General features: G+C 63.4%; 18 protein-coding genes, 1 tRNA gene, 1 riboswitch and 1 other annotated feature. Of the genes, 9 read left to right on the top strand and 10 right to left on the bottom strand.

Translation table 11 applies throughout. From position 1 onward, the window contains the following. Nucleotides 1-76: 76 nt before the first annotated feature. Nucleotides 77-274, bottom strand: a riboswitch (cobalamin riboswitch). 251 nt (nucleotides 275-525) lie between these two features. Next, nucleotides 526-1053, top strand: coding sequence for a hypothetical protein (locus J2X53_RS07870; RefSeq protein WP_349036941.1), 528 nt, complete (start codon nucleotides 526-528; stop codon nucleotides 1051-1053). A 237-nt stretch (nucleotides 1054-1290) separates the two neighbouring features. Here J2X53_RS07870 and J2X53_RS07875 read toward each other — a convergent pair whose 3' ends face one another. Next, nucleotides 1291-1617 (bottom strand): Hpt domain-containing protein, encoded by a 327-nt coding sequence (locus J2X53_RS07875; RefSeq protein WP_349036942.1) that lies wholly within the window; start codon nucleotides 1615-1617, stop codon nucleotides 1291-1293. Nucleotides 1618-1968: 351 nt separating this feature from the next. On the opposite strand from J2X53_RS07875, the gene J2X53_RS07880 reads away from it, so the two are divergent. Beyond that, nucleotides 1969-3855: an ATP-binding protein gene (locus J2X53_RS07880; RefSeq protein WP_349036943.1), complete on the top strand. Its 1887-nt coding sequence runs from the start codon at nucleotides 1969-1971 to the stop codon at nucleotides 3853-3855. A gap of 121 nt (nucleotides 3856-3976) precedes the next feature. On the opposite strand, the gene J2X53_RS07885 is transcribed toward J2X53_RS07880, so the two are convergent. The 3 genes from J2X53_RS07885 to J2X53_RS07895 are packed head-to-tail and all read right to left on the bottom strand — an operon-like array spanning nucleotide 3977 to nucleotide 5886. Beyond that, nucleotides 3977-5188: a PHB depolymerase family esterase gene (locus J2X53_RS07885; RefSeq protein WP_349036944.1), complete on the bottom strand. Its 1212-nt coding sequence runs from the start codon at nucleotides 5186-5188 to the stop codon at nucleotides 3977-3979. 22 nt (nucleotides 5189-5210) lie between these two features. Further along, on the bottom strand, nucleotides 5211-5633 hold the full coding sequence (locus J2X53_RS07890) for a CopG family transcriptional regulator (protein WP_349036945.1): 423 nt from the start codon (nucleotides 5631-5633) through the stop codon (nucleotides 5211-5213). Nucleotide 5634: 1 nt separating this feature from the next. Continuing rightward, a complete protein-coding gene (locus J2X53_RS07895) occupies nucleotides 5635-5886 on the bottom strand; it encodes a hypothetical protein (RefSeq protein WP_349036946.1) in 252 nt (83 codons plus the stop codon). A 91-nt stretch (nucleotides 5887-5977) separates the two neighbouring features. Here J2X53_RS07895 and J2X53_RS07900 point away from each other — a divergent pair, with 91 nt between their 5' ends. Together J2X53_RS07900 and J2X53_RS07905 are read left to right on the top strand one after the other, a co-directional pair. Continuing rightward, nucleotides 5978-7039 carry an HWE histidine kinase domain-containing protein gene (locus J2X53_RS07900; protein WP_349036947.1) on the top strand — a complete coding sequence of 354 codons (1062 nt, stop codon included), beginning with the start codon at nucleotides 5978-5980 and terminating at the stop codon, nucleotides 7037-7039. A 109-nt stretch (nucleotides 7040-7148) separates the two neighbouring features. Then, nucleotides 7149-7472, top strand: a complete 324-nt coding sequence (locus J2X53_RS07905; protein ID WP_349036948.1) for an SH3 domain-containing protein — start codon at nucleotides 7149-7151, stop codon at nucleotides 7470-7472. A 129-nt stretch (nucleotides 7473-7601) separates the two neighbouring features. On the opposite strand, the gene J2X53_RS07910 is transcribed toward J2X53_RS07905, so the two are convergent. Together J2X53_RS07910 and J2X53_RS07915 are read right to left on the bottom strand one after the other, a co-directional pair. Continuing rightward, nucleotides 7602-9665 (bottom strand): TRAP transporter permease, encoded by a 2064-nt coding sequence (locus tag J2X53_RS07910; RefSeq protein ID WP_349036949.1) that lies wholly within the window; start codon nucleotides 9663-9665, stop codon nucleotides 7602-7604. Nucleotides 9666-9753: 88 nt separating this feature from the next. Continuing rightward, nucleotides 9754-10764, bottom strand: coding sequence for a TAXI family TRAP transporter solute-binding subunit (locus tag J2X53_RS07915; protein WP_349036950.1), 1011 nt, complete (start codon nucleotides 10762-10764; stop codon nucleotides 9754-9756). Between the two features lie 384 nt (nucleotides 10765-11148). Here J2X53_RS07915 and J2X53_RS07920 point away from each other — a divergent pair, with 384 nt between their 5' ends. Next, nucleotides 11149-12816 carry a BCCT family transporter gene (locus J2X53_RS07920; protein WP_349036951.1) on the top strand — a complete coding sequence of 556 codons (1668 nt, stop codon included), beginning with the start codon at nucleotides 11149-11151 and terminating at the stop codon, nucleotides 12814-12816. Between the two features lie 275 nt (nucleotides 12817-13091). On the opposite strand, the gene J2X53_RS07925 is transcribed toward J2X53_RS07920, so the two are convergent. Next, nucleotides 13092-13298: a hypothetical protein gene (locus J2X53_RS07925; RefSeq protein WP_349036952.1), complete on the bottom strand. Its 207-nt coding sequence runs from the start codon at nucleotides 13296-13298 to the stop codon at nucleotides 13092-13094. Between the two features lie 100 nt (nucleotides 13299-13398). On the opposite strand from J2X53_RS07925, the gene J2X53_RS07930 reads away from it, so the two are divergent. Further along, a complete protein-coding gene (locus tag J2X53_RS07930; RefSeq protein WP_349036953.1) occupies nucleotides 13399-13653 on the top strand; it encodes a PepSY domain-containing protein in 255 nt (84 codons plus the stop codon). Nucleotides 13654-13772: 119 nt separating this feature from the next. Here the strand turns inward: J2X53_RS07930 and J2X53_RS07935 are convergent. After that, nucleotides 13773-13847, bottom strand: a tRNA-Thr gene (locus tag J2X53_RS07935). Nucleotides 13848-14273: 426 nt separating this feature from the next. Between J2X53_RS07935 and murA the strand changes: the two genes are divergently transcribed. The 3 genes from murA to J2X53_RS07950 all read left to right on the top strand — a co-directional run bounded on the left by murA (nucleotide 14274) and on the right by J2X53_RS07950 (nucleotide 17787). Then, nucleotides 14274-15548 (top strand): UDP-N-acetylglucosamine 1-carboxyvinyltransferase, encoded by a 1275-nt coding sequence (gene murA / locus J2X53_RS07940; RefSeq protein WP_349036954.1) that lies wholly within the window; start codon nucleotides 14274-14276, stop codon nucleotides 15546-15548. Further along, nucleotides 15545-16018, top strand: a complete 474-nt coding sequence (locus J2X53_RS07945; protein ID WP_349036955.1) for a DUF2948 family protein — start codon at nucleotides 15545-15547, stop codon at nucleotides 16016-16018. The genes murA and J2X53_RS07945 overlap by 4 nt, the downstream gene beginning before the upstream one ends. Nucleotides 16019-16171: 153 nt before the next feature. After that, nucleotides 16172-16229, top strand: a sequence feature (sul1 is cis-regulatory element that is thought to sense ions involved in sulfur or methionine metabolism; They are found in Alphaproteobacteria). Nucleotides 16230-16296: 67 nt separating this feature from the next. Then, complete coding sequence (locus J2X53_RS07950; protein ID WP_349036956.1) at nucleotides 16297-17787, top strand: SulP family inorganic anion transporter; 1491 nt, start codon at nucleotides 16297-16299, stop codon at nucleotides 17785-17787. 134 nt (nucleotides 17788-17921) lie between these two features. Here the strand turns inward: J2X53_RS07950 and J2X53_RS07955 are convergent, their stop codons facing one another. Both J2X53_RS07955 and J2X53_RS07960 read right to left on the bottom strand, forming a co-directional pair. Beyond that, on the bottom strand, nucleotides 17922-19679 hold the full coding sequence (locus J2X53_RS07955; RefSeq protein ID WP_349036957.1) for an FAD-dependent monooxygenase: 1758 nt from the start codon (nucleotides 19677-19679) through the stop codon (nucleotides 17922-17924). Between the two features lie 53 nt (nucleotides 19680-19732). Continuing rightward, nucleotides 19733-20803, bottom strand: a complete 1071-nt coding sequence (locus J2X53_RS07960; protein ID WP_349036958.1) for a maleylacetate reductase — start codon at nucleotides 20801-20803, stop codon at nucleotides 19733-19735. Nucleotides 20804-20806: the final 3 nt, after the last annotated feature.

The following is a 20806-nucleotide window of genomic DNA, read 5'->3' on the forward strand; positions in this document are numbered from 1 at the left end:
GGTGGATAGTGATATGCGGCAGGGACGGGCGGCAGGGTGGCGCAAGGCCGGCCCTGATGCCCACCGCCTGCCGCGGTGTGCGTCTTCGGTGCAGGGCTGGTTTCCGGGCTGAAGAGCAGGCCTTGCAGCCCGGACGCGACACCTTCCCAAGGGCGGGCCCCCAGTGGTCTATGTCACGCCACACTCCCTTTACCGTTGCGGGGGCAGCGCCGGAATTGCACCGGCTTCCCAATTCTCCGCTGTCGCCAGCGGCACCTTGCTCAACCACCATACAACAGGGCCGGAAATGCCGCATAGCAGCGGCGACTTTGCATCATCAATTTCCGACGCGCAGCTGCAGGTTGCGCCCGGCTCCTGGTGCATTCAGGAAGGTGCTTGACTATCCTGATAGATTTAGTAAGTAATTATCACCCACCGGAAGATCCGGGCACAGACCCGGGCACGGACAGGCAGCGTTTCAAACCGGACCGCGTGGTGCCTTTCCTCTTTCCCTCACGCCGCGCGGTCCAGCCAAAAGGTGATCCCATGTCCGCGTTCCGGGGTGCAACGAACCATGTCAGACCCTGCGGCCAGCCCGGCCCGCGTGAGCGGCTGCTTGCAGGTTCCGGCTTTGACAATTTCGAGATCCGCGCGCTGGAGGTGATGCGGTTGATTTTCGCCGGTATGAGCAAAACCCGGCCCCGCTATGCGCCAGACACTGTGATGGTGGCCCACACCCTGTTCGGCTGCCACCGGGGCGGCATTCTATTGGCGGGGTTGACGGCTTTCGTGCAGACCATGGCGATGTCGCGCAGCGAAAATTTCCGCTATGCCAACCCGTTCTGCGCTGGCTGTGCCGCAGTGGTGACCGAGAACGAGCTGCATCTGCTCAGCATTCTGCATCACAGCCGCCGGGGAGCCACGGGCCGTGCAATGACCTATGCGCTATTCCTGTGCGATGCCCGCCCGGTTGCCGCCCTGCTGGACGCCGCCGCCGATCTGGCAAGTCTTGCCCCGTTGACGGCCGATGCCACCTTGCCGCCAGCCGCTGAGCGTGGGGCAGGGGGGCGATAAGACCCGGAAATGTCAGGGGATGTCAGGGTGCTTTTGCCCGGTCTGATCTTGTGATGATACCGGATCGTGCGCGGAAACCTGCGCCTCCGGCGGGAGTATTTGGCAAGCAGCAAATCAAAGGACGACCCCTGCCCATTGCTGCTTGTTAAATACTCCCGCCGGAGGCACGTTGCGGGTGGTGCTTGCGGGGGCGCTTCGGACAAGTGGCGGAGGCGCGCGGCCGGGTCTTGCAATCGCCTAAGTCGTCAAAGTTGGCAGGTGCTGCACAAAGGCTGCGCGCGACCGGGTGTAGATGGCCTGAACCTCGGCCAGCGGCAGATCACTTTCGCCCGCTTCGGCTCGGCTTTCACAAAGCCGGGCAATCTCTGACAGCTCGGTAAACCCCAATGTCAGGGCGGTGCCCTTGAGGGCATGAAAGGCTGACTGCATCTCTTGGGCTGTTGACGCAGCGCCAAGCCCCGCGACGGACTGATCTGCCTCGTCCAGAAACAGGATCACGACTTGGCCGAAGGCGGTGGCGCCGATGGTCTGCTTCAGTTCGGCCACGCGGTCCCAGTCAATCATCTTACCATCATTCCTCTGGCTTTTCCCACCTTATGGGTCGATGCCATCCCAGTCTTTCAGACCTGAGCTAGTACGTTCTGACATGCAGTCCAGAGGACAACAACCCGCTGTCGTGCGGGTCAGGCCGATCTTTTGAACCGGGCCTGACCCGTCACAGGCCGCGTGCTGCAGGTGAGTGCGACTCCGCTCATTTCTTGTGTTGCGCTCCTGTCTGATCCTGTGTTCATATCATATCTTGTGAATATACTGGTTGTGGTGTGTGTGCAGGGGGTTTGACAGCGCCTTCTGAATGCCGCTACCGCTACGTCAGGTCCGCCGGACCGCGCCTTTATTTACCACAAGGGAACCAGATTGACCGTCACCATTGAAATCAGCGTCGTTGTCCTGATTGCCGCGACAATGGCGCTGTTCTCGCTGTTGATCGGCTTGATCGAGCGCCGCAACCGCACTCTGGATGTTGATCTGAAACGCGCCAACACCTGGCTTTGCGGCTCAAATGTCGGGTTTCTGGTGGCGTCGATCACGCTGCTGTTCCATCATGATCTGCCGTTCTGGCTCAGCGTCTGCATTATCATCGCAGGGGCGCATCTGGGCATCCTGTTCGGCTTTTTTGCCATGCATCAGGGATTGAAGGCGCGACCGCCCTACGGCGTCTTTGCTGTGATCTGCTCGGCGATCATTGGGCTGCAATGGGCCTTTGTCCTGAGCGGAACCCGCCTGCCGCTGCTCTTTGTCAGCACGTCGGTCATCAACGGGCTGGTGACTGCGACGATGGGGGTGATCATCCTGCGTTTGTCACGCCCCTATGAGCGGGAGCTGCGGCTGCTGGTCTGCTTTCCGTTTTTTGTGATCGCCGTTGGCTATGCGCTGCGGCTTGTGCTGGCCGCATCGGGCGTACCGACCTCGGTTCTGGTCACGGCGACAGCGCTGATCGCCTTTGTTCTGGCTTATTCCGCCTTGCAATGGTGTTTTGGCCTGATCGCCCTGCGCGCCGCCCGGCTGAACAGGTCACTGACACTGGAACGCCAGCGGGCACAGGATCTGGCGGAATCGCGGGCGCGGTTTCTGGCGCATATGAGCCATGAAATCCGCACACCGCTGAATTCCGTTCTTGGTCTGGCCGATGTGTTGCACGGCATGGTCCGGCAACCCGAGGCGCGCGAGTTGATCGGTCATATCCAGCAGTCCGGCGATCTGCTGATCCGCATTCTCAACGATATTCTGGATGTCTCGAAGCTGGAGGCAAATGCCGTCACGCTGGAACAGCGTCCCTTTGACATCAACGCCTTGTTGCACCGGATCATCGCCACGCACGGCGCAAAATGTCAGGACCGCAGGCTGGCGCTGGAGGTGGATATGCACCCCGAGGCCGGGGCCTTCTGGCTGGGCGATGCGCACCGGATTGACCAGATCCTGCAAAATGTGGTCGGAAACGCGGTCAAATTCACTGAAGCCGGCAGTGTCCGGGTGTCTGCCAGTGGCACGGATCAGTTGCAGCTGTTGGTCGTGGACACCGGCATCGGCATGACAGAGGCGCAGATCGCCCTGATGTTCAAGGAATTCAGTCAGGCAGACGAAGGCATTACCCGCCGTTTTGGCGGCACCGGGCTGGGAATGGCGATTGTGCACCGGCTGGTGACAGCGATGGGCGGCACCATTCAGGTGCAAAGCCAGTTCGGAAAGGGGACGCGGTTTACCATCGTGCTGCCACTGTCGCGCTCTGAACCGGCTCGGCCTGCGCTGGTTGAGGTGCAGCCGCTGCCGACGGTGGATGTCTCGACATTGACCGTGCTGTGCGCCGATGACAGCAAGGGCAATCTGATGGTGCTGCGCGCGATGCTGCAACAGCTGGGGATCGAGCCGCATGTTGCAGAAGACGGCCACACGGCCATCGCCATTGCCGAACATCAGCCGTTTGATGTCTATCTGCTGGACATTTCGATGCCGGGTTTTTCCGGCATCGAAACCCTGCACCGTCTGCGCCTGATCGAAAATGATCAGCTGCGCCCGCCTGCCTATGCGGCTGCGGCCACGGCGAATGCGCTTGCCCTGGATCTGGCCCAGTATCTGAGCGCCGGGTTTGACGCGCATTTGCCCAAGCCCATCCGCTTGGAGGCCCTGCGCGCTGTGCTGGAGGCCAGCCTTGCCGCGCAGTGCATGCGCGCGGTCCCGCCCGGTGCTCTTGCTGCAGGCGGGGACCAGAGTGCAGTGACCCTTGCTGCGGCTTCCGGAAGCTGACGGCTTTTGTTCTGGCGACCTGCTGTCGCCAGAACCTTGCCCATGCCAGACCCTGCCCCTGACTGGTCCGCCCGTGCAACGTCTGCCCATGTCAGGCCCGCCCGGGTCAAGACAGCCCGTCTCAAGACAGCCGGTGCTGGGCAAAGAACCGCAGCATTTCGCGCGACGCATCGGGGCCTTCGGGGTCGGTATAGCTGCCATCCGGTTGCCCGCCGGACCAGGCATGGCCCGCCCCTTCGATCTGCCAATGCTCGGCGATGCTGCGCCCCTGTTTGTCGTCGTGGCGGATGTGGCGATAGCTGCGGCCCCGCCCTGACGTGCCGGAGTTCCGAACCTGCTTCAATCCGGGCCGGGCCTGCACCGTCTGCGCAATCACTGCGGCCCCGTTGTCAGGATGCACGGTGCTGTCGGCCAGCCCGTGAAACACGATCACCGGCACCGATCCGGTCTGCGCCTTGCCCGCCGCGCCGTTGCGCATCGCCGACAGCGCTGACATCACATCCTGCGCGCCGCCGACCGGCAGGCCCGAATGCACACCGGCCGCTGCGATCAGGTCAGGATAGGCCGCCCCCATGATCGCCGCTGCCGCGCCCCCAGCCGACAGACCGGCAACATAGACCCGGCTGGCATCTGCCGGGTGATCGCGCAGAATGTCGCGGATGATCCCGGCAATCACCGCAGGCTCTCCGCTATCGCGGGCCTGATCTTCGGGGCGGAACCAATTCCAGCATTTCTGCATGTTCGCACCCTGCGGCTGCGCGGGCCAGGCCACCAGACAGCCAGTCTCTTCGGCCAGAGCATTCATGCCGGTTCCGGCGGCAAAATCTTCGGGCGACTGGGTGCAGCCGTGCAGCATGACGATCAGCGGCATCGGCCCTTTGACCTTGCGCGCGGGAACATAGAGCCGGTAGTCGCGGCTGCCTTGCGGGCCGGCGTGGCTCAGCGTCAGGAATTGCGCGCCTGTGGGCAGCTCCGGCGGCGCAGCGGCAACCTGTCCCATACCCGGCATTCCGGCTGTCGCAAGGCTGCGCAGCGTTTCACCCAGGCTTTTGCGCCGGGCGCGCGGCACAGGTTTTGCTGCAGTTTTCCTGGCTTTGGCTTTTGGTGCCTTCGGAGGAGCCGGCTCGGACGGCGTGTCGCCGACCGGGGTGCAGGTGCCCTCAATCACGTCCTTGTCGGCAAGGCCCGGGACCAAAGCCCCCTCTTGTGGTGGTGCGTCGGTGCCGGCCTTGGGGCGCAACAGCGACTGGATCAGCGCTGTTGCCTCGGTCAGTTTACCAGCGCGTGTCAGGCTGCTGGCTTGGGCCATGTCGCGTGCGAAAAATCTGGTCATGCTGTGCCTTTGGCGTTGGATCTCAGGTGATGCGGTCGGCAAGAGCTGCCTTGACCGCCGTTGGTGCGTGCAGTGTGCCCAGAACGGAGAGGGCGGAAATGGTGGCGCGGGCAAGGTCGGGGGTGACATCGGGGGCGATGACAACCAGACCCAGAACCCGGATATCCAGCATCTGACTCTCCGCCTGTGCCGTTGTCAGCTCGTCGCGTGTGATGTGCCGCAACCCCAGATCAACGCTTTTGCGAATGACGATCTGGCGCAGGGTATCGGCGTGACGTTCGATCTGGTTGCGGATCGCGGTGCGGATAAAGTCGCTGCGGTTGGAATAGAACCCTTCCTGCACCAGAAGTTCGATCTGCCCCAGATCCACAAACCCAAGATTTATGGTCAGCTTTTCGGACTCCGGCGTTTTGGCAGGGGTCGGGCGATCTGCGCTCCGTGGCAATTTATCCTCCGTCAACCATCTGTGTGGATGGTATATGGATGCCCTTATGCGTTCCGGCAACCCCTGCAAAGAATTTGGCGCGCCAGATGGCGGACAGGACAGCATCGCGATGGCAGCAACGATCATGATCGGAAAGGCCTTTCAGGCGGCGGGCGGGCGCGTCGTCGGCCGGGCCAGCGGACAGGGAGGCTGCCATGACAACATCCGCCACGCCGGATCGTTCCGGATATTCGTGAAACCGGTACAGAAACATCCGGCATCCCCGGCAGTGCGGGAGGGTGGTCCGGCTTTCCTTCCGGGTGATGCACCGATACAAAAGGGGAATTGCCGCACAAGGAGCCATCATGTCACCCACTACAGTCACAGGTCACGAATGGGGACATGAAGATCTGCGCCGTGCCGTCGATGCGGCGGGGGTGGCGATGTGGTCGTGGAATGTCGATACCGACAGTCTGGCGATGGACCCGCGCGGCTATGCCCTGTGGGACGTGTCGCCGCATCAGCCGCTGTCGTTTGAAAAGTTGTCCGAGAAGATTCACCCCGCCGACCGCGACCGTGTGCGGGAAGCGTTTGCCGCCACCCGTTCCGTGGCAGGCCGCTACGAGATCGACTTCCGCACGCTGGTCGGTGACGATGTGCGCTGGATCTCTGCGCGCGGGCAGGGCGGCGATGTCGGCATCAAGGACCGTGCCATGACCGGCGTTTTCATGGATATCACCGGGCGCAAACAGGCCGAAGAGGGCAATGAGCTGTTGGCGGGCGAAATGAGCCACCGTGTCAGGAATCTTCTGGCGATTGCTGCCGGGTTGACCAAGATCACCGGGCGGTCCTCGACCGATGTGAATGACATGTCGCGGCAGCTGACCCATCGCCTGATGGCGCTTGGCCGCGCGCATGATCTGGTGCGCCCGCTGCCGGGCGGGCAAGGCAAGGCCGCCTTGCTGGGGGATCTGATGACTGTCCTGCTTGCCCCCTATGACGACGATGGCGCCTTTGCCGGGCGGATCAGGGTGGCGGTGCCACGGATGGGCATCGGCGAAGCCGCCGCGACCAGTCTGGCGCTGGTGGTGCACGAACTGGCGACCAATTCGTTGAAGTATGGCGCGCTGTCTGCTGAATCCGGCACGCTCGACATTACAGGGGCGTTGGCAGGCGAGGATGTAAGGATCGACTGGAAAGAGCATGACGGGAGTGGCCAGACCGGCGATGGCCAGACCGGCGAAGGCCAGACCCGCGAAGGTCAGACGGGGCCCGGTGCGAACCCAAACCGCACCAGCGACGGCTATGGCAGCTCGCTGATCCGCCAGACGGTGAAATCGCAGCTTGGCGGCACGATTTCATACGACTGGAACGACGCCGGGGTGGTGGTTAGTCTGGTGTTCGCGGTCAGCCGCCTGTCACAATAGCACTGCGTCTCTGAATAGCCGCAACCGGCTGGCTTTTCCCGTCGGGCAACTTGCGGGCGACCGGTCTGGCCACTTACAATGGCCCGGAGGCAGAAAACAGGAGAGACCAATGCGCAGAGCCATCTTTGCCGCACTTGCCGCAATCATGCTGGGCAATGCCCCCGGCAGCCCCGTGGTAAACCCGGCCCATGCCGAAATGGCGATGTATTACGAGGTGACGGGTGTTTCAGACGATGACATGCTGAAAATGCGCGCCGGGGCCGGAACCGGCTACCGGGTCATCGCAGGCTTTCCCAACGGCACCGTGTTTCGGGTCCACAGTTGCGAACAGACCGGCAGCACCCGCTGGTGCCGCGTGTCGCTGAAACAGGCGCGGGCGTTCAAGGGGTTTGTGTCCTGGGCCTATCTGAAAGAGCATAAGTCCGGGTCCTGACCCCTGTCGCGGTCCACCCGCTGACCGGGCCGCAAGCCGTCACATCACGGACAAACGCCGCACTGGCCTGCGCCAACAGCGGCGGGGACATCCCCGCCGCTGCACGACCGGCAGAGGAGCGGCAGCCCCTTACGAGGCCTGCCGCACCGGCTCTGCCGGTCCAGCCATCCACTGGCGCAGCGCGACTGCGCCCAGAATGGCCGCACCAATGGCGGTCGAGACAAACTCCGGCGCGATCATCATCAGCGCGGCGATCGGCAGCAGCACCCGCTCAATCTTCCACAAGGGCGCCATCAGCCAGTTGGTGATTGCCGCCGACAGCGCGATGATGCCCAGCACCGCCCCGGTAAAGGCCAGTGCAAACGCCTCCCATGTGAAACCGGATGTCACCAGCAGTAGCGAGGGTGAGAACACGAACATGAACGGCACCAATGCCTTGCCCATCGACAGCCGGAACGCGGTGTTGCCGGCCTTGAACGCATTGGCCCCGGCGATGCCCGATGCGGCATAGGCCGCAAGCGCCACCGGCGGCGTCACATCTGCCAGCACCCCGTAGTAGAACACAAAGAAATGCGCGACCAGGGGTTCGACATTCATCATGCTCAGCACCGGGGCGGCGACGGCCACCATGATGATGTAATTGGCCGTGGTGGGAATGCCGCAGCCCATCAGGATGCAGACCACCGCCGTCATCATCAGCGTGAACAGCAGGGCCAGTGTCTGCATGGTGAACAGCTCGAACGGCAGAAAGCCAAGGAAGCCGTGCACCGACGCGGCCCAGCCTTGCGCCACACTGGTCAGCATGAAGGCGATCTTGAACCCGATGCCGGTCAGCGTGACCACACCGATCACCACCCCCACCAGCGCCGCAGCGGCGGTGACTGACAGCGAGCTTTTGGCGCCCGAGACGAAGCCATCGAAGATGCCGGTGGCAAATTCCTTTGCGCCTGCGGTCACGCCCGACGCCATGACCCGCTGCACCGCATAGACCGCGATACAGGCGGTGATCGCCCAGAACGCGGCCAGAAACGGCGTGCGCCCCGACATCAGCATCCACACCAGCAGCACCAGCGGCAGCACCGACAGCCAGCCTTCGCGCAGCACCTTGACGGCGTTGGGCAGCTCTTCCTTGCTCAGGCCCCGGATGCCCAGACGCTTGGCCTCCAGATGCACCTGAAGCAGGACACCAAAGAAATGCATGAAGGCGGGCACAATGGCCGCAATCAGGATCGTGCGCAGCGGAATGCCCAGATATTCCACCATCAGAAAGGCTACAGCCCCCATCACCGGCGGCGTGATCTGCCCGCCTGTCGACGATGCGGCCTCAACCGCCGCTGCGAAATGGCGTTTGAAGCCGATCTTGATCATGGTCGGAATCGTCAGCGCGCCGGTTGTCACCGTATTGGCAATCGACGAGCCGGAGATGGAGCCCAGGAGCGCCGAAGACACCACCGACACCTTGGCCGGACCGCCCGCAAACCGCCCGGTCAGGGCGGTGGCAAGGTTGATGAACAGCTGCCCCAGCCCGATTTTCTGCGCCATCACGCCAAACAGCACGAAATGGAACACATAGGTCGCGATCACGCCCAGAGCCGTGCCGTAAACCCCTTGCGACGACAGGTACAGATGGTTGACGATTCCCGACCAATCCGCCCCCGGATGCACAAAGATGCCCGGCATCGACTGGCCGAAATAGGCGTAGCAGATGAACAACAGCGCAATCAGCGGCAGCGGCCAGCCCATCGAGCGGCGCACCGCCTCGAACAGGGTCACCAAGAGGATGGTGCCCATGATCACGTCCAGCGGCAAGGGGTTGCCGATGCGGAACGCCAGCTGATCGTAGATCCACGGCACATACAAAGCGCTGATCAGCGCGGCAAAGCCAAACAGCCAGTCCAGCACCGGCAGGCCCAGGATGACAAAGCCGGTGGTTTTGGTCCGCCCTGATGAGAAGGCGGCAAAGCTCAGGTAGATCAGGAACAGCGACACGCCCATATGCAGGCCACGATGCGTGGTCGCGCGCGGAATGCCGAAACCGGCGGTGTAATAATGATAGACTGCCAGCGCGAACAGGATCACCCCGGCCAGCAGCGCCACCGGGCGCGTGACGGTTCTGAACCGCGCCTCGGGGTCAAATTCCTCTTCGATTGCCCGCAATTCCGCCTCGGTCAGGGCGCGCGTCTCGTTGCTCATCAGGGGTCCTTGCAAGCTGTCTGTATCTGAAAAAAGGACGCGGCCCCACTGTGGGCCGCGTCCCTGCCGTCATGTCAGAGCGGGCGGATCACTGGATCACGCCAGCTTCTTTGTAGAACTTCTCCGCACCCGGATGGAACGGGATGCCAGCCCCCTGAACCGCGTTTTCCAGCGTGATGTATTTGCCCTTGGCATGGCCATTGGCGAACAGCGCCTGCGTGGTCTCATTGAACAGCGACTTGGTGATGCCATAGACCAGTTCTTCGGACAGATCAGCCGAGGTCACCATTTGCGCGCCGACCGAGATCGTGGCCACTTCGGCATCTTGCCCACGGTAGGTGCCCGCCGGGAAGGTGTCGGTCGCAAAGAACGAGTACTCCGCGCGCAGCGCGTCGATTTCCGGGCCGGTGATCGGCACGATCACCACGTCATGCTGGCTGGAGAGTTCGGCAATCGCGCCGGCCGGGTAGCCGCCGACAAAGAAGAACGCATCCATCGCGCCATCGCGCATCCGGTCAGACGCCTGATCCGGCTTCAGATATTCCGGGGTGATGTCGGTCTCGGTCAGGCCAAAGGCGCCAAGGATGATCTTGGCATCCACCAGCGTGCCCGAGCCCGGCTCATCCAGCGACACCCGCTTGCCGCGCAGATCCGCGACCGAGGCGATGCCCGCATCGGCGCGCGCCACCAGATGGATGCTTTCCGGATACAGATTGGCGATCAGCCGCAGCTTTTCCACCGCCGGCTGGCCCTCAAACAATCCGGTGCCGGTTTGTGCCCAGAACGCCACGTCGGATTGGCTGAAGCCAGCCTCCAATGTGCCGCCGTTGATCGAGTTCACGTTGCCGACCGACCCGTTCGACGCCACCGCTGTCGCGATCAGACCCGGCACGCCGCAAGAGCCGCCATCCTCACAGGCGCGCGACCCCGGCGGGTTCGAAATCGCGTTCGCGATCAGGCCGCCGATCGGGTAATAGGTGCCCGCCGTGCCGCCGGTGCCGATGCGGAAGAACTGCATGTCCTGCGCCATGGACCCTTGTGCCATCAGCCCGACCGCAAGCGCGGCTCCGGCCAGAGCGTTGAAGGATATGAATTTCATGCCTACCTCCTGGAAGTGTATCAGAGTGTTTTGCCGACGCTTCTGCGCGGACTGATGAAAGCCTAAGCGATGATCCGCCAGAGGTCTAGGCGCGACCTTATATCCTGTTGACGACTCTTCTTGGGTTGCCATTGCACAGCGGACAATCCGGCGCTCTGGCCGCAGCCTGTTGTAGTTCCGGTCAAAATAGGCGAAAACATGCCGTACGTGCCCCTCAGGCGGCACGATTTTCGCACGGGCGCAGGGTCAGGGGAAACGCTGACACGGCTGCGTCCGTTACCGGCCTGTGGTCGCAGGCCGATCCATCCGGGACGACCCGCCGTCAGCTTCTGGCGGATAAAATCAGCGTAACCGCGCCGGGTCTGACACCAAGAGAGGGACATCATGACCGAAACCCCGAACGCGCCAGAGCGCGACGACGAACCCATCATCGACACCGAAGCCATCCCCGAACCCGAGGGCCAGACCGAGATCATTGTCACCGACTATTCGATCGGGCAGGACAATGTCGCGCCGCGCTATGTGCTGGAATTCGACTTTCATCAGAAGGTCTTTTCCATCTCGGCGCTTGGTATCGTCGGCTTTACCATCCTGACATTGGCGTTTCAGAATCAGGCCGAGCCGCTGTTTACCGGCCTGCGTGACTGGCTGACCGGCAATCTGGGCTGGTTCTTTCTGATTGCTGGCAACATCTTTGTGCTGCTCTGCCTGTTTCTCATCGTCTCGCCGCTGGGCAAGATCCGGCTTGGCGGCCCCGATGCCACGCCTGACTATGGCTATGTCGGCTGGTTTTCGATGTTGTTTGCGGCAGGCATGGGCATCGGGTTGATGTTCTATGGCGTGTCAGAGCCGTTGTCGCATTACTCGGCGGCTCTGGGTGGCGTCACGCTGGACGAGACCGGCGCGCGCACCGACTGGGCCCCGCTGGGGGGTGCCGAAGGCGACCCGGTCGAGGCCGCGCGTCTGGGCATGGCGGCCACGATCTTTCACTGGGGCCTGCACCCTTGGGCGATCTATGCCGTTGTGGCACTCGCTCTGGCGCTGTTCTCGTATAACAAGGGCCTGCCGCTGACCCTGCGTTCGACCTTTTACCCGATCTTTGGCGAAAAGATCTGGGGCTGGCCCGGACATATCATTGATATCATGGCAATCTTTGCCACGATCTTCGGGCTTGCCACCTCGCTTGGCATCGGCGCGCAGCAGGCGGCAGCGGGGCTGGACTATCTGTTCGGCTTTGGCCAGTCCAATTCCCGTTTGATCATCCTGATCATCTTCATCACCCTGCTGGCCATCATCTCGATCGTCCGCGGGCTGGAAGGCGGCGTGAAAGTCCTGTCACAGGTCAACATGTTCCTGGCGATTGCCCTGCTGATCTTTGTCGTGGCCCTTGGGCCCACGGCCAGCATCTTCTCGGGCTTTTTCAGCAATCTGGTGGCCTATGGTGAGTATCTGCCCGGTCTGGCCAATCCGTTTGGCCGCGACGACGCCAACTTTGCCGCAGGCTGGACCGCGTTTTACTGGGCATGGTGGATCAGCTGGTCACCGTTTGTCGGCATGTTCATCGCGCGTGTGTCGCGCGGGCGGACGGTACGCGAGTTCCTGATCGCGGTGCTGATCGTGCCCAGCCTGTTCTCGGTGCTGTGGATGACGGCCATGGGCGGCAGCGCCATTTCGCAGGTGGTCAACGACGGCTTTACCGGCGTGCAAGAGGCCGCACTGGAACTGCAACTGTTCGAGATGCTCAGCCAGATGCCGCTGGCGGGGATCAGCTCGCTGGTCGGGATCATTCTTGTCGTGGTGTTCTTTGTCACCTCGTCGGATTCCGGCTCACTGGTGATCGACACCATTGCCGCCGGGGGCAAGACCAATGCGCCGGTGGTGCAGCGGGTGTTCTGGGCCACGTTCGAGGGGCTGGTGGCGGTTGCCCTGCTGCTGGGCGGCGGTCTGGCAGCCTTGCAGGCGATGGCGGTCTCGACCGGGCTGCCCTTTACGCTGGTGCTGCTGGCGGCCTGCTACTCCATCCTGCGCGGATTGATGAACGAGCCGCGCTGAGGCGCAGAGCGCAAACCGGGAAAGGGCGGCGCGCCGCCCTTTCCCCCTTCAGACTGGCGGCAACAGACCGTGCGCAAACCCGAGCGCACCCGCCGCTTCGCGTGGGGGAGGGGGCGCGTTTGAGGATGCCGCCCCAACCACCTGCAGCGATTTCGCCCCGCAGCCCAACGCGGCCACCGGCACTGATGCCGCGCAGGATGCCAGCGCCGCGTTTCCGCCACCTTCCGCCTGCCAGTCAATGCGCCGCAAAGCGGTGTGACGTGGGAAGCGACGCCTCAGGCCCCCGACAGCCCGCCCTGCAATGCCGCTGCCAGAGCGCCGCGCCCAATGGCATGGACCTGCTGCGCCTCACCCTTGCGCACCCCGGCCGGTGCCCTTGGCTGTGACGGCAGCGGTCGCCCCAGCGCGCTGATGACCGGCACGCCATTCACATGCGACACCGCCTTGGGCCGCGCGACCGACGAACAGGGCGCTCTTTCCAAGCGTTTCCGGCTGTCGGCGGATGTTCGCCGCCCGCATTGGCAGCAGAGGAGGCTGCACCCCATCTGAGGGTCTGTTAAAACAAAAAAGTGGAGATTTATCATGAAACTGTCCCCCCTCGCGCCCGCGCTCGCCGTTCTGACACTGGCGTTGCCCTCAGTGGCTCAGGCTGCTCCTCCCGCCGATGCCCGCCCGCTGTCCGAGGTGATCACCACCCTCGAAGCCTCGGGCGATGTGGCGTGGATTGATGAAATCGACTGGGATGATGATGGCTACTGGGAGATCGAATACTACCGCGCCGACGGCGGAAAAGTGCAGATCAAGATCGACCCCGTCACCGGTTCCCCCCGCAGCTGATCCTGCCCCAGTCGCGCGGGTCCATCCGCGCGACCAAAGGGCCACCTGCAACGCAGCAACACATCTTGCCGCAACAGGGTAGGTATTTGTATTTTCAGTATAATTTCTAGGGGGGCAGATGGTGCTGTGAGAGAGGATTGAACTCTCGACCTCACCCTTACCAAGGGTGTGCTCTACCACTGAGCTACCACAGCATCTGCGCGGCCCGACCTGTTTTGTCGGTGCGTGGCGGCTGATTAGACGCATTCGCCACGGGGTGCAAGCCCCTTTTCTGGCGATCTCTGGACCAATTCTGCGGGCTGCGCTATAGCGGCTGCGATGACGGATAAAACCACCAGATCTCAGGGCACCAAGGCACCGTCGCGCGCGGCAGAGCTGCGCGAGGCGCGGCTGAAGGCGGCGTTGAAGGCCAATATGGCCCGCCGCAAAGCGCAGGCAAAGCAACGGGGCGCAGAAAAAAATGTAGCGGAGGGCGGGTTTGACACCCAGCCGGACGCACATTCCGGCACCGAGACACAACCGGACGCAAGCTCCGGCACTATGACACCGCCGGACGCAAGCTCCGGCCCACAAGAACAGCCGGGCGCAGGCCCTGGCACAAAGAGAGAGTAGGGCAGGGCATGGATTCGATTCTGGTCAAGGGCAATGGCGCGCTGAACGGGGTGATCCCGATTGCGGGGGCCAAGAACGCGTGTCTCACGCTGATGCCGGCGACGCTGTTGTCCGAAGAGCCGCTGACGCTGACCAACGCGCCGCGCCTGTCCGATATCCGCACCATGACCCAGCTGCTGGAATCGCTGGGGGCCGAGGTGGCCAGCCTGCAGGATGGCCTCGTGCTGGCGATGTCGAGCCACCGGATCGACAACCACACCGCGGATTATGACATCGTGCGCAAGATGCGCGCCTCGATTCTGGTGCTGGGCCCGATGCTGGCGCGCGACGGGCATGCCATCGTCTCCTTGCCCGGTGGCTGTGCCATCGGCGCGCGTCCCGTGGACCTGCACCTCAAGGCGCTGGAGGCGATGGGGGCGGAGCTGGACCTGCGCGACGGTTATGTCCATGCCAAAGCCATCGGCGGGCGCTTGCGCGGTGCGGTCTTTGAATTCCCCTTTGTCTCGGTCGGGGCCACCGAAAATGCACTGCTGGCGGCCACGCTGGCCAAGGGCACCACGGTTCTGAAAAACGCCGCGCGCGAGCCGGAAATCGTCGATCTGGCGCGCTGCCTGCGCAAGATGGGCGCGCAGATCGACGGCGAGGGCACCAGCACCATCACCATTCAGGGCGTTGACCGCCTGCATGGCGCGACCCATCCGGTTGTGACCGACCGGATCGAGCTGGGCACCTATATGCTGGTCCCCGCAATCTGCGGCGGCGAGGTGGAATGTCTGGGCGGCCGGCTGGAACTGGTCGGCGCCTTTGCCGAAAAGCTGGATCAGGCGGGCGTCTCGGTGACCGAGACAGACCGCGGGCTGAAGGTCAGCCGCAAGAATGGCCGGGTGGCAGCGGTGAATGTGACCACCGAACCGTTCCCCGGTTTCCCCACCGATCTGCAGGCGCAGATGATGGCGCTGTTGTGCACCGCTGATGGCACCAGCGTTCTGGAAGAGAAGATCTTTGAGAACCGCTTCATGCACGCGCCGGAACTGATTCGCATGGGGGCAAAGATCGACGTGCATGGCGGCACCGCCACCGTCACCGGGGTCGACAAGCTGAAGGGTGCGCCGGTGATGGCCACCGATCTGCGCGCCAGCGTAAGCCTGATCCTTGCCGGGCTGGCCGCCGAAGGCGAAACCGTGGTCAGCCGGGTCTACCATCTGGACCGTGGCTATGAGAGGGTCGAGGAAAAGCTGATCGCTTGTGGTGCCAAAATCGAACGGATCAGTGACCGGCCATGACAGACGCAAGGTTTGAAGACGGCGACGAAGCCCCCCTGCGCCTGATCGCGGCAGAGGACGCCGATCTGCCGGTCATCTCAGCCCTGCTGCAGGATGCGGTGTTCCCGATCACCGAAATGCGCTTTGACCCAAAGGCCCGCCGCTTTGCGCTTTTGCTCAACCGGTTCCGTTGGGAAGACCGCGCCGCCGCCGAGGCGGCAAAGCGCCCTTATGAGCGGGTGCGCAGCCTGTTGGTGATCGAAGATGTGCTGCGCGTGCGCAGCAATGGCATTGACCGGGCGGATCGTGACACCGTGCTGTCGATCCTGACGCTGGATTTTGCACCGGGGGCGGATGGCATGGGCACCCTGACGCTGACACTGGCCGGTGACGGGGCCATCGCGATCGAGGTCGAGGCGGTGAACCTGCGGCTTGACGACGTGACCCGCCCCTACGTCGCCCCTTCGGGCAAGGTTCCTGATCACGGCTGACACCTGCTGGCGGCGCAGCCCGGTCTTGCCCGCCCTTTTAGCAAACCTGTGCCCTGAGGGCCATTTCCACGCCTGATCTGCCACGCCCGGCCTGCACAGGCAGGCGGGCGGGTTGGCAATGCGGTGAAAAGCCGCTAAGGCCAGCGCAGCGAACATGGAGCCGGGTGCGACCCCCGGCTGGCTCTTCCGGCCGCCGATCCGCCGGACCAACAACTCACAGACCCTGAGTGAACATCGGTGCGACGCGATTGGTCGCATCGGTCTGGAACGGAACACATATGATTTCTCTGGATGCATACCGCGATCAGTGGTTCGGCAACGTAAAGGCCGACCTGTTGTCGGGCCTTGTCGTGGCCCTGGCCCTGATCCCCGAGGCGATTGCCTTTTCCATCATCGCGGGCGTTGACCCCAAGGTGGGGCTTTACGCAAGCTTTTCCATCGCCGTGCTGATCGCCTTTGTCGGCGGCCGCCCCGGGATGATCTCTGCCGCCACTGCTGCCACGGCGGTGCTGATGGTCACATTGGTAAAGGATCACGGGCTGCAATACCTGCTGGCTGCCACCGTGCTGGCCGGGCTGTTGCAGATCGGCATGGGCCTGCTGAAACTGGGGTTCGTGATGCGCTATGTGTCAAAATCGGTGATGACCGGCTTTGTCAACGCGCTGGCGATCCTGATTTTCATGGCCCAACTGCCCGAACTGGACCCTTCGCGCGTAACATGGCTGACCTATGCGCTGGTCGCCGCCGGTCTGGCCATCATCTACCTGTTTCCCTATGTCACCAAGGCGGTGCCGTCGCCCCTGGTCACCATCCTCGTGCTGACCGCGCTGACGCTGGTCTTTGGCTGGGATGTGCGCACTGTGGGCGATATGGGGGCTTTGCCCGATACGCTGCCAGTGTTCCTGATCCCCGACATCCCGCTGACGCTGCAAACCCTGCAGATCATCTTTCCCTACGCTCTGGCCGTCGCCATCGTCGGTCTGCTCGAAAGCCTGATGACGCAAAGTCTGGTCGATGACCTGACCGACACCAGATCCAGCCGCGATCAGGAGTGCATCGGGCAGGGCATCGCCAACACCGCCACCGGCTTTATCGGTGGCATGGCGGGCTGTGCGATGATCGGGCAAAGCATGATCAACGTGAAATCCGGCGGGCGCGGGCGGTTGTCGTGCTTTGCCGCCGGGGTGCTGTTGCTGATCTTCTGCGTGAGCCTGGGCGATTGGGTCAGCCAGATCCCGATGCCAGCAGTGGTCGCCATCATGATCATGGTCAGCATCGGCACCTTCTCGTGGTCGTCGATCAAGGCACTGAACACGAATCCGAAATCGTCATCCATCGTGATGCTGGCGACCGTGGTGGCCGTGGTCTACACCCATAACCTCGCCATCGGCGTGCTGATCGGCGTGCTGTTGTCGGGCATCTTCTTTGCCGGCAAGATCTCGCAGCTGTTCCGCATCACCACCACCATCACCCCCGATGGGCGCGTGCGCACCTACACCGTCGAAGGCCAGATGTTCTATGCCTCGGTCGAGGATTTCATGAACGCCTTTGACTTCAAGGAAGCGCTGGAGCGGGTGATCATCGACGTGTCGGACGCCCATATCTGGGACATTTCTTCGGTTCAGGCGCTCGACATGGCGGTGCTGAAATTCCGTCGCGACGGGGCCGAGGTCGAGATTGTCGGCATGAACGAAGCCTCGGAAACCATCGTCGACAAGCTTGCGCTCCACGACAAGCCGCGCGCGATGGACAAACTGTTGGCGCATTGAGGGGCGTGTTTCACCAGACCGGCAGCACCGTCTGGCCGGTCTGATTAAGCAGGGTCCGGGCCAGTTGCTGCGCGACCGACCCGGATCAGACTGCCGACAAAACGCTTGCCGAGGGCCTGACGGCCCTCCTGCAATCACCGCGCCAGCACAGTCCGCAGCGCCCGGCCAAGCCCCGCCATCGGGTCGGCGCTCAGCTCGGTGGCCCGCCAGCAGATGTGATGGTCAGGCCGCACCAGCAGACAGCCGCTGTCCCGGATTTCCGACAACCGCGCCCATTCGCCGCTGTGGTCCACATGGGCCTGACGCGGGCCGATGATATGGATGGCAAGCTCAATCCCCAGCTCCGCCGCCACCTGTGCCGCCGCTGCGGCCCAAGGCTCGCCGCCCAGCCCGGTCAGCAGGGTGAACCGCCCATGCCCGCACAGATCGAGCGTCGAGACCTCCGCCCCGGTGTCGCGCTGATAGACCCAGGCATGCGGCATCCGCGCGCCGGGCCAGGTGGTGGGCTGATAATGCAGGTCGGCGTCCAGCTGAAACGCCGGTTCGATCTGACCATCCGTCACCACCGCGCCCGAGCGGTAGCGCTGGTTCATCTCGATCCCGTGGGCGTCAAATTCGTATTTCTTGAACGCAATCGCCTTGCGGATCGCCTCACGCTGCGCTTCGGCCTCGGGCGTGCCTTCGGTCCGGGCTTGCAGGTTTTTCTGCATCTGCGCCGGGTCCACGCCTTCGGCCATCCCCAGCGCCTTGAAGATCGGGCCGGTTTCGCCAATCGACTGGTTGGCGCGGGTGACGATCTGCTTGGCAATCGGCGCGCGCTCGGCGTCATAGCTGTCCAGCAAAGCCTCGCCTGCCTGACCCTTCAGCACCATCGCCAGTTTCCACGCCAGATTGAACGCATCCTGAATCGAGGTGTTGGAGCCAAGCCCATTGGACGGCGGATGCCGGTGAATCGCGTCCCCCATGCAGAACACGCGGCCTTCCGATGTTCTGGTGGCGTAATAGTTGTTCACCGTCCAGATATTGGCCGACAACAGCTCGATCTCCAGCTCCGGGTCGCCGATCAGCTGGCGGGCAACGCCGGTGGCAAACTCCGGGGTCACCTCAGGCTCCGGCCCGTTGATGTCATAGCCCCAGACGATCAGCCATTCATTCCACGGCCGCACCATCCGCACCAGACCCATGCCGATGCCGCCGACATCCGCACCCGGCTGCATCACCCAATAGAGCACGCTGGGCCGGTGGGTGACGTATTTGGACAGGTCGGCGCGGAACAGGATGTTCATCGACCCGCCGACTGCCATCTTGCCTTCAAACGGCAGACCGGCGTGTTCGGCCACCAGCGATTTGCCACCATCCGCCCCGATCAGGTATTTCGAGCGGATCGTCACTTCCTTGCCGGTCAGCCGGTCAAGGCAGGTGGTGGTGACGCCGTCGCCATCCTGCGCGTGGCGCAGATATTCGGTTGACATCCGGCTCTGCGTGCCGCGCTGACAGGCGGTCTTGAACAGCAGCGGCTCCATAAAGGTCTGCGGCAGATCGTTCATCCGGGTCGGCGACGACATCAGATGTTCGGCACGGCTCAGCGGGTGGTTGCCCCAGGCCTTCATCCGGCCGATTTCCTCACCGGCAAGGCTTTCGCAAAAGATGTTTTCGCCCATCAGATCCTGATGGGTGGCAAACATATAGGCCTCATCCTCCACATCGCGGCCCAGATCGCGCAGCACCTCCATCGTGCGCTGGTTGGTGATATGCGCGCGCGGGGTATTGGCCAGCCAGCGATAGCGGTTGACCGCCATATTCGCGATGCCATAGCTCGACAGCAGCGCGGCGGTGGCCGACCCGGCGGGGCCGGTGCCGATGATCAGAACGTCGGTGGTAATGTCAGGCATGAAGGGTCCTCCCGGAAATTCGGCCAAGGCGCGGCGGTGATCCGCGTGGCAAGTCAGGCGTCAGGGCATTCCCCGGCCCAGGCCGCCTGCAACAGGCGGCGGACACCGTCACGGGTGACGGGGCGGGGGTTCCAATAGGGGTTGGCGGTCGCAAGATCCGCGGCGCGGTCCAGATCGGCCTCGGCCAGCCCCAGATCGCGCAGCGCCATCGGCGCGCCCGCAGCTTTGGCAAACTGCCACAGGCCGGGGCCGGGGGCCATGCCGAACAGATCACCCAGCGGGGCCAGCAGATCCGGCACGGCATGGTCATTAAAGGCGATGGCATGCGGCAGGATGATGGCATGGGTCTCGGCATGGGGCAGATCAAAGCTGCCGCCAAGGGTGTGGCACAGCTTGTGGTGCAGCGCCATGCCCACCTGACCCAGCACCGTGCCGCAGAGCCAGGCGCCGTACAGCGTCTCCCCCCGTGGGCCAACATCGCCGGGCACTGCAATCACCTTTGGCAAGGCGTCGCGGAACGCGCGCAGCCCCTCAACCGCCATCAGCGACGATATGGGGGAGCGGTCGCGGGCATAAAGCCCCTCGGCAGCATGGGCCATGGCGTTCAGCGCCGAGGCGACGGTCATCGCCACCGGCAGGCTGGTCACCAGCTCGGCATCGTAAAGAATGACCTCGGGCTGCACCTTTGCACTGGTCAGCGTGGTTTTCACGCCATTCTCGGTCTGGCCCAGAATTCCCGTCGCCTCGGACCCGGCATAGGTGGTCGGCACCACGATCTGCGGCAGGTCGGTGCGCAGCGCAATCGCCTTGCCCAACCCCGTGGTCGAGCCACCCCCAACCGAGATCACCACATCCGCGCCCAGATTGCGCGCCAGCTCCGTCGCCTGTTCCGACACTTCAACCGGGGTGTGCATCGTGGCCCCGGTAAAGCGGCCCACGGCGCGGCTGCCGCAATATCCCTCAAACTCATCCGCCATATCGGACTGCTGCGGCGTGGTCAGGATCAGGGCACGGCTGACGCCAAGCGCCTCCATCTCTTCCCCAACCGAGGAACGGATGCCCGCGCCAAAGCGCACACGCACCGCAGCGCTGCGCGCAGTAAACGCATCGCGGAAAAAGGACATCGG

Source organism: Pseudotabrizicola sp. 4114 (assembly GCF_031457365.1).
Taxonomy (GTDB): domain Bacteria; phylum Pseudomonadota; class Alphaproteobacteria; order Rhodobacterales; family Rhodobacteraceae; genus Pseudotabrizicola.

What these genes read in the sequence shown, in the direction of transcription:
- J2X53_RS07870 (WP_349036941.1), top strand. Translation starts at nt 526, where the DNA reads ATGTCCGCGTTCCGGGGTGCAACGAACCATGTCAGACCCTGCGGCCAG.
- J2X53_RS07875 (WP_349036942.1), bottom strand. Translation starts at nt 1,617, where the DNA reads ATGATTGACTGGGACCGCGTGGCCGAACTGAAGCAGACCATCGGCGCC.
- J2X53_RS07885 (WP_349036944.1), bottom strand. Translation starts at nt 5,188, where the DNA reads ATGACCAGATTTTTCGCACGCGACATGGCCCAAGCCAGCAGCCTGACA.
- J2X53_RS07895 (WP_349036946.1), bottom strand. Translation starts at nt 5,886, where the DNA reads ATGTTTCTGTACCGGTTTCACGAATATCCGGAACGATCCGGCGTGGCG.
- J2X53_RS07900 (WP_349036947.1), top strand. Translation starts at nt 5,978, where the DNA reads ATGTCACCCACTACAGTCACAGGTCACGAATGGGGACATGAAGATCTG.
- J2X53_RS07905 (WP_349036948.1), top strand. Translation starts at nt 7,149, where the DNA reads ATGCGCAGAGCCATCTTTGCCGCACTTGCCGCAATCATGCTGGGCAAT.
- J2X53_RS07910 (WP_349036949.1), bottom strand. Translation starts at nt 9,665, where the DNA reads ATGAGCAACGAGACGCGCGCCCTGACCGAGGCGGAATTGCGGGCAATC.
- J2X53_RS07915 (WP_349036950.1), bottom strand. Translation starts at nt 10,764, where the DNA reads ATGAAATTCATATCCTTCAACGCTCTGGCCGGAGCCGCGCTTGCGGTC.
- J2X53_RS07920 (WP_349036951.1), top strand. Translation starts at nt 11,149, where the DNA reads ATGACCGAAACCCCGAACGCGCCAGAGCGCGACGACGAACCCATCATC.
- J2X53_RS07930 (WP_349036953.1), top strand. Translation starts at nt 13,399, where the DNA reads ATGAAACTGTCCCCCCTCGCGCCCGCGCTCGCCGTTCTGACACTGGCG.
- murA (WP_349036954.1), top strand. Translation starts at nt 14,274, where the DNA reads ATGGATTCGATTCTGGTCAAGGGCAATGGCGCGCTGAACGGGGTGATC.
- J2X53_RS07945 (WP_349036955.1), top strand. Translation starts at nt 15,545, where the DNA reads ATGACAGACGCAAGGTTTGAAGACGGCGACGAAGCCCCCCTGCGCCTG.
- J2X53_RS07950 (WP_349036956.1), top strand. Translation starts at nt 16,297, where the DNA reads ATGATTTCTCTGGATGCATACCGCGATCAGTGGTTCGGCAACGTAAAG.
- J2X53_RS07955 (WP_349036957.1), bottom strand. Translation starts at nt 19,679, where the DNA reads ATGCCTGACATTACCACCGACGTTCTGATCATCGGCACCGGCCCCGCC.
- J2X53_RS07960 (WP_349036958.1), bottom strand. Translation starts at nt 20,803, where the DNA reads ATGTCCTTTTTCCGCGATGCGTTTACTGCGCGCAGCGCTGCGGTGCGT.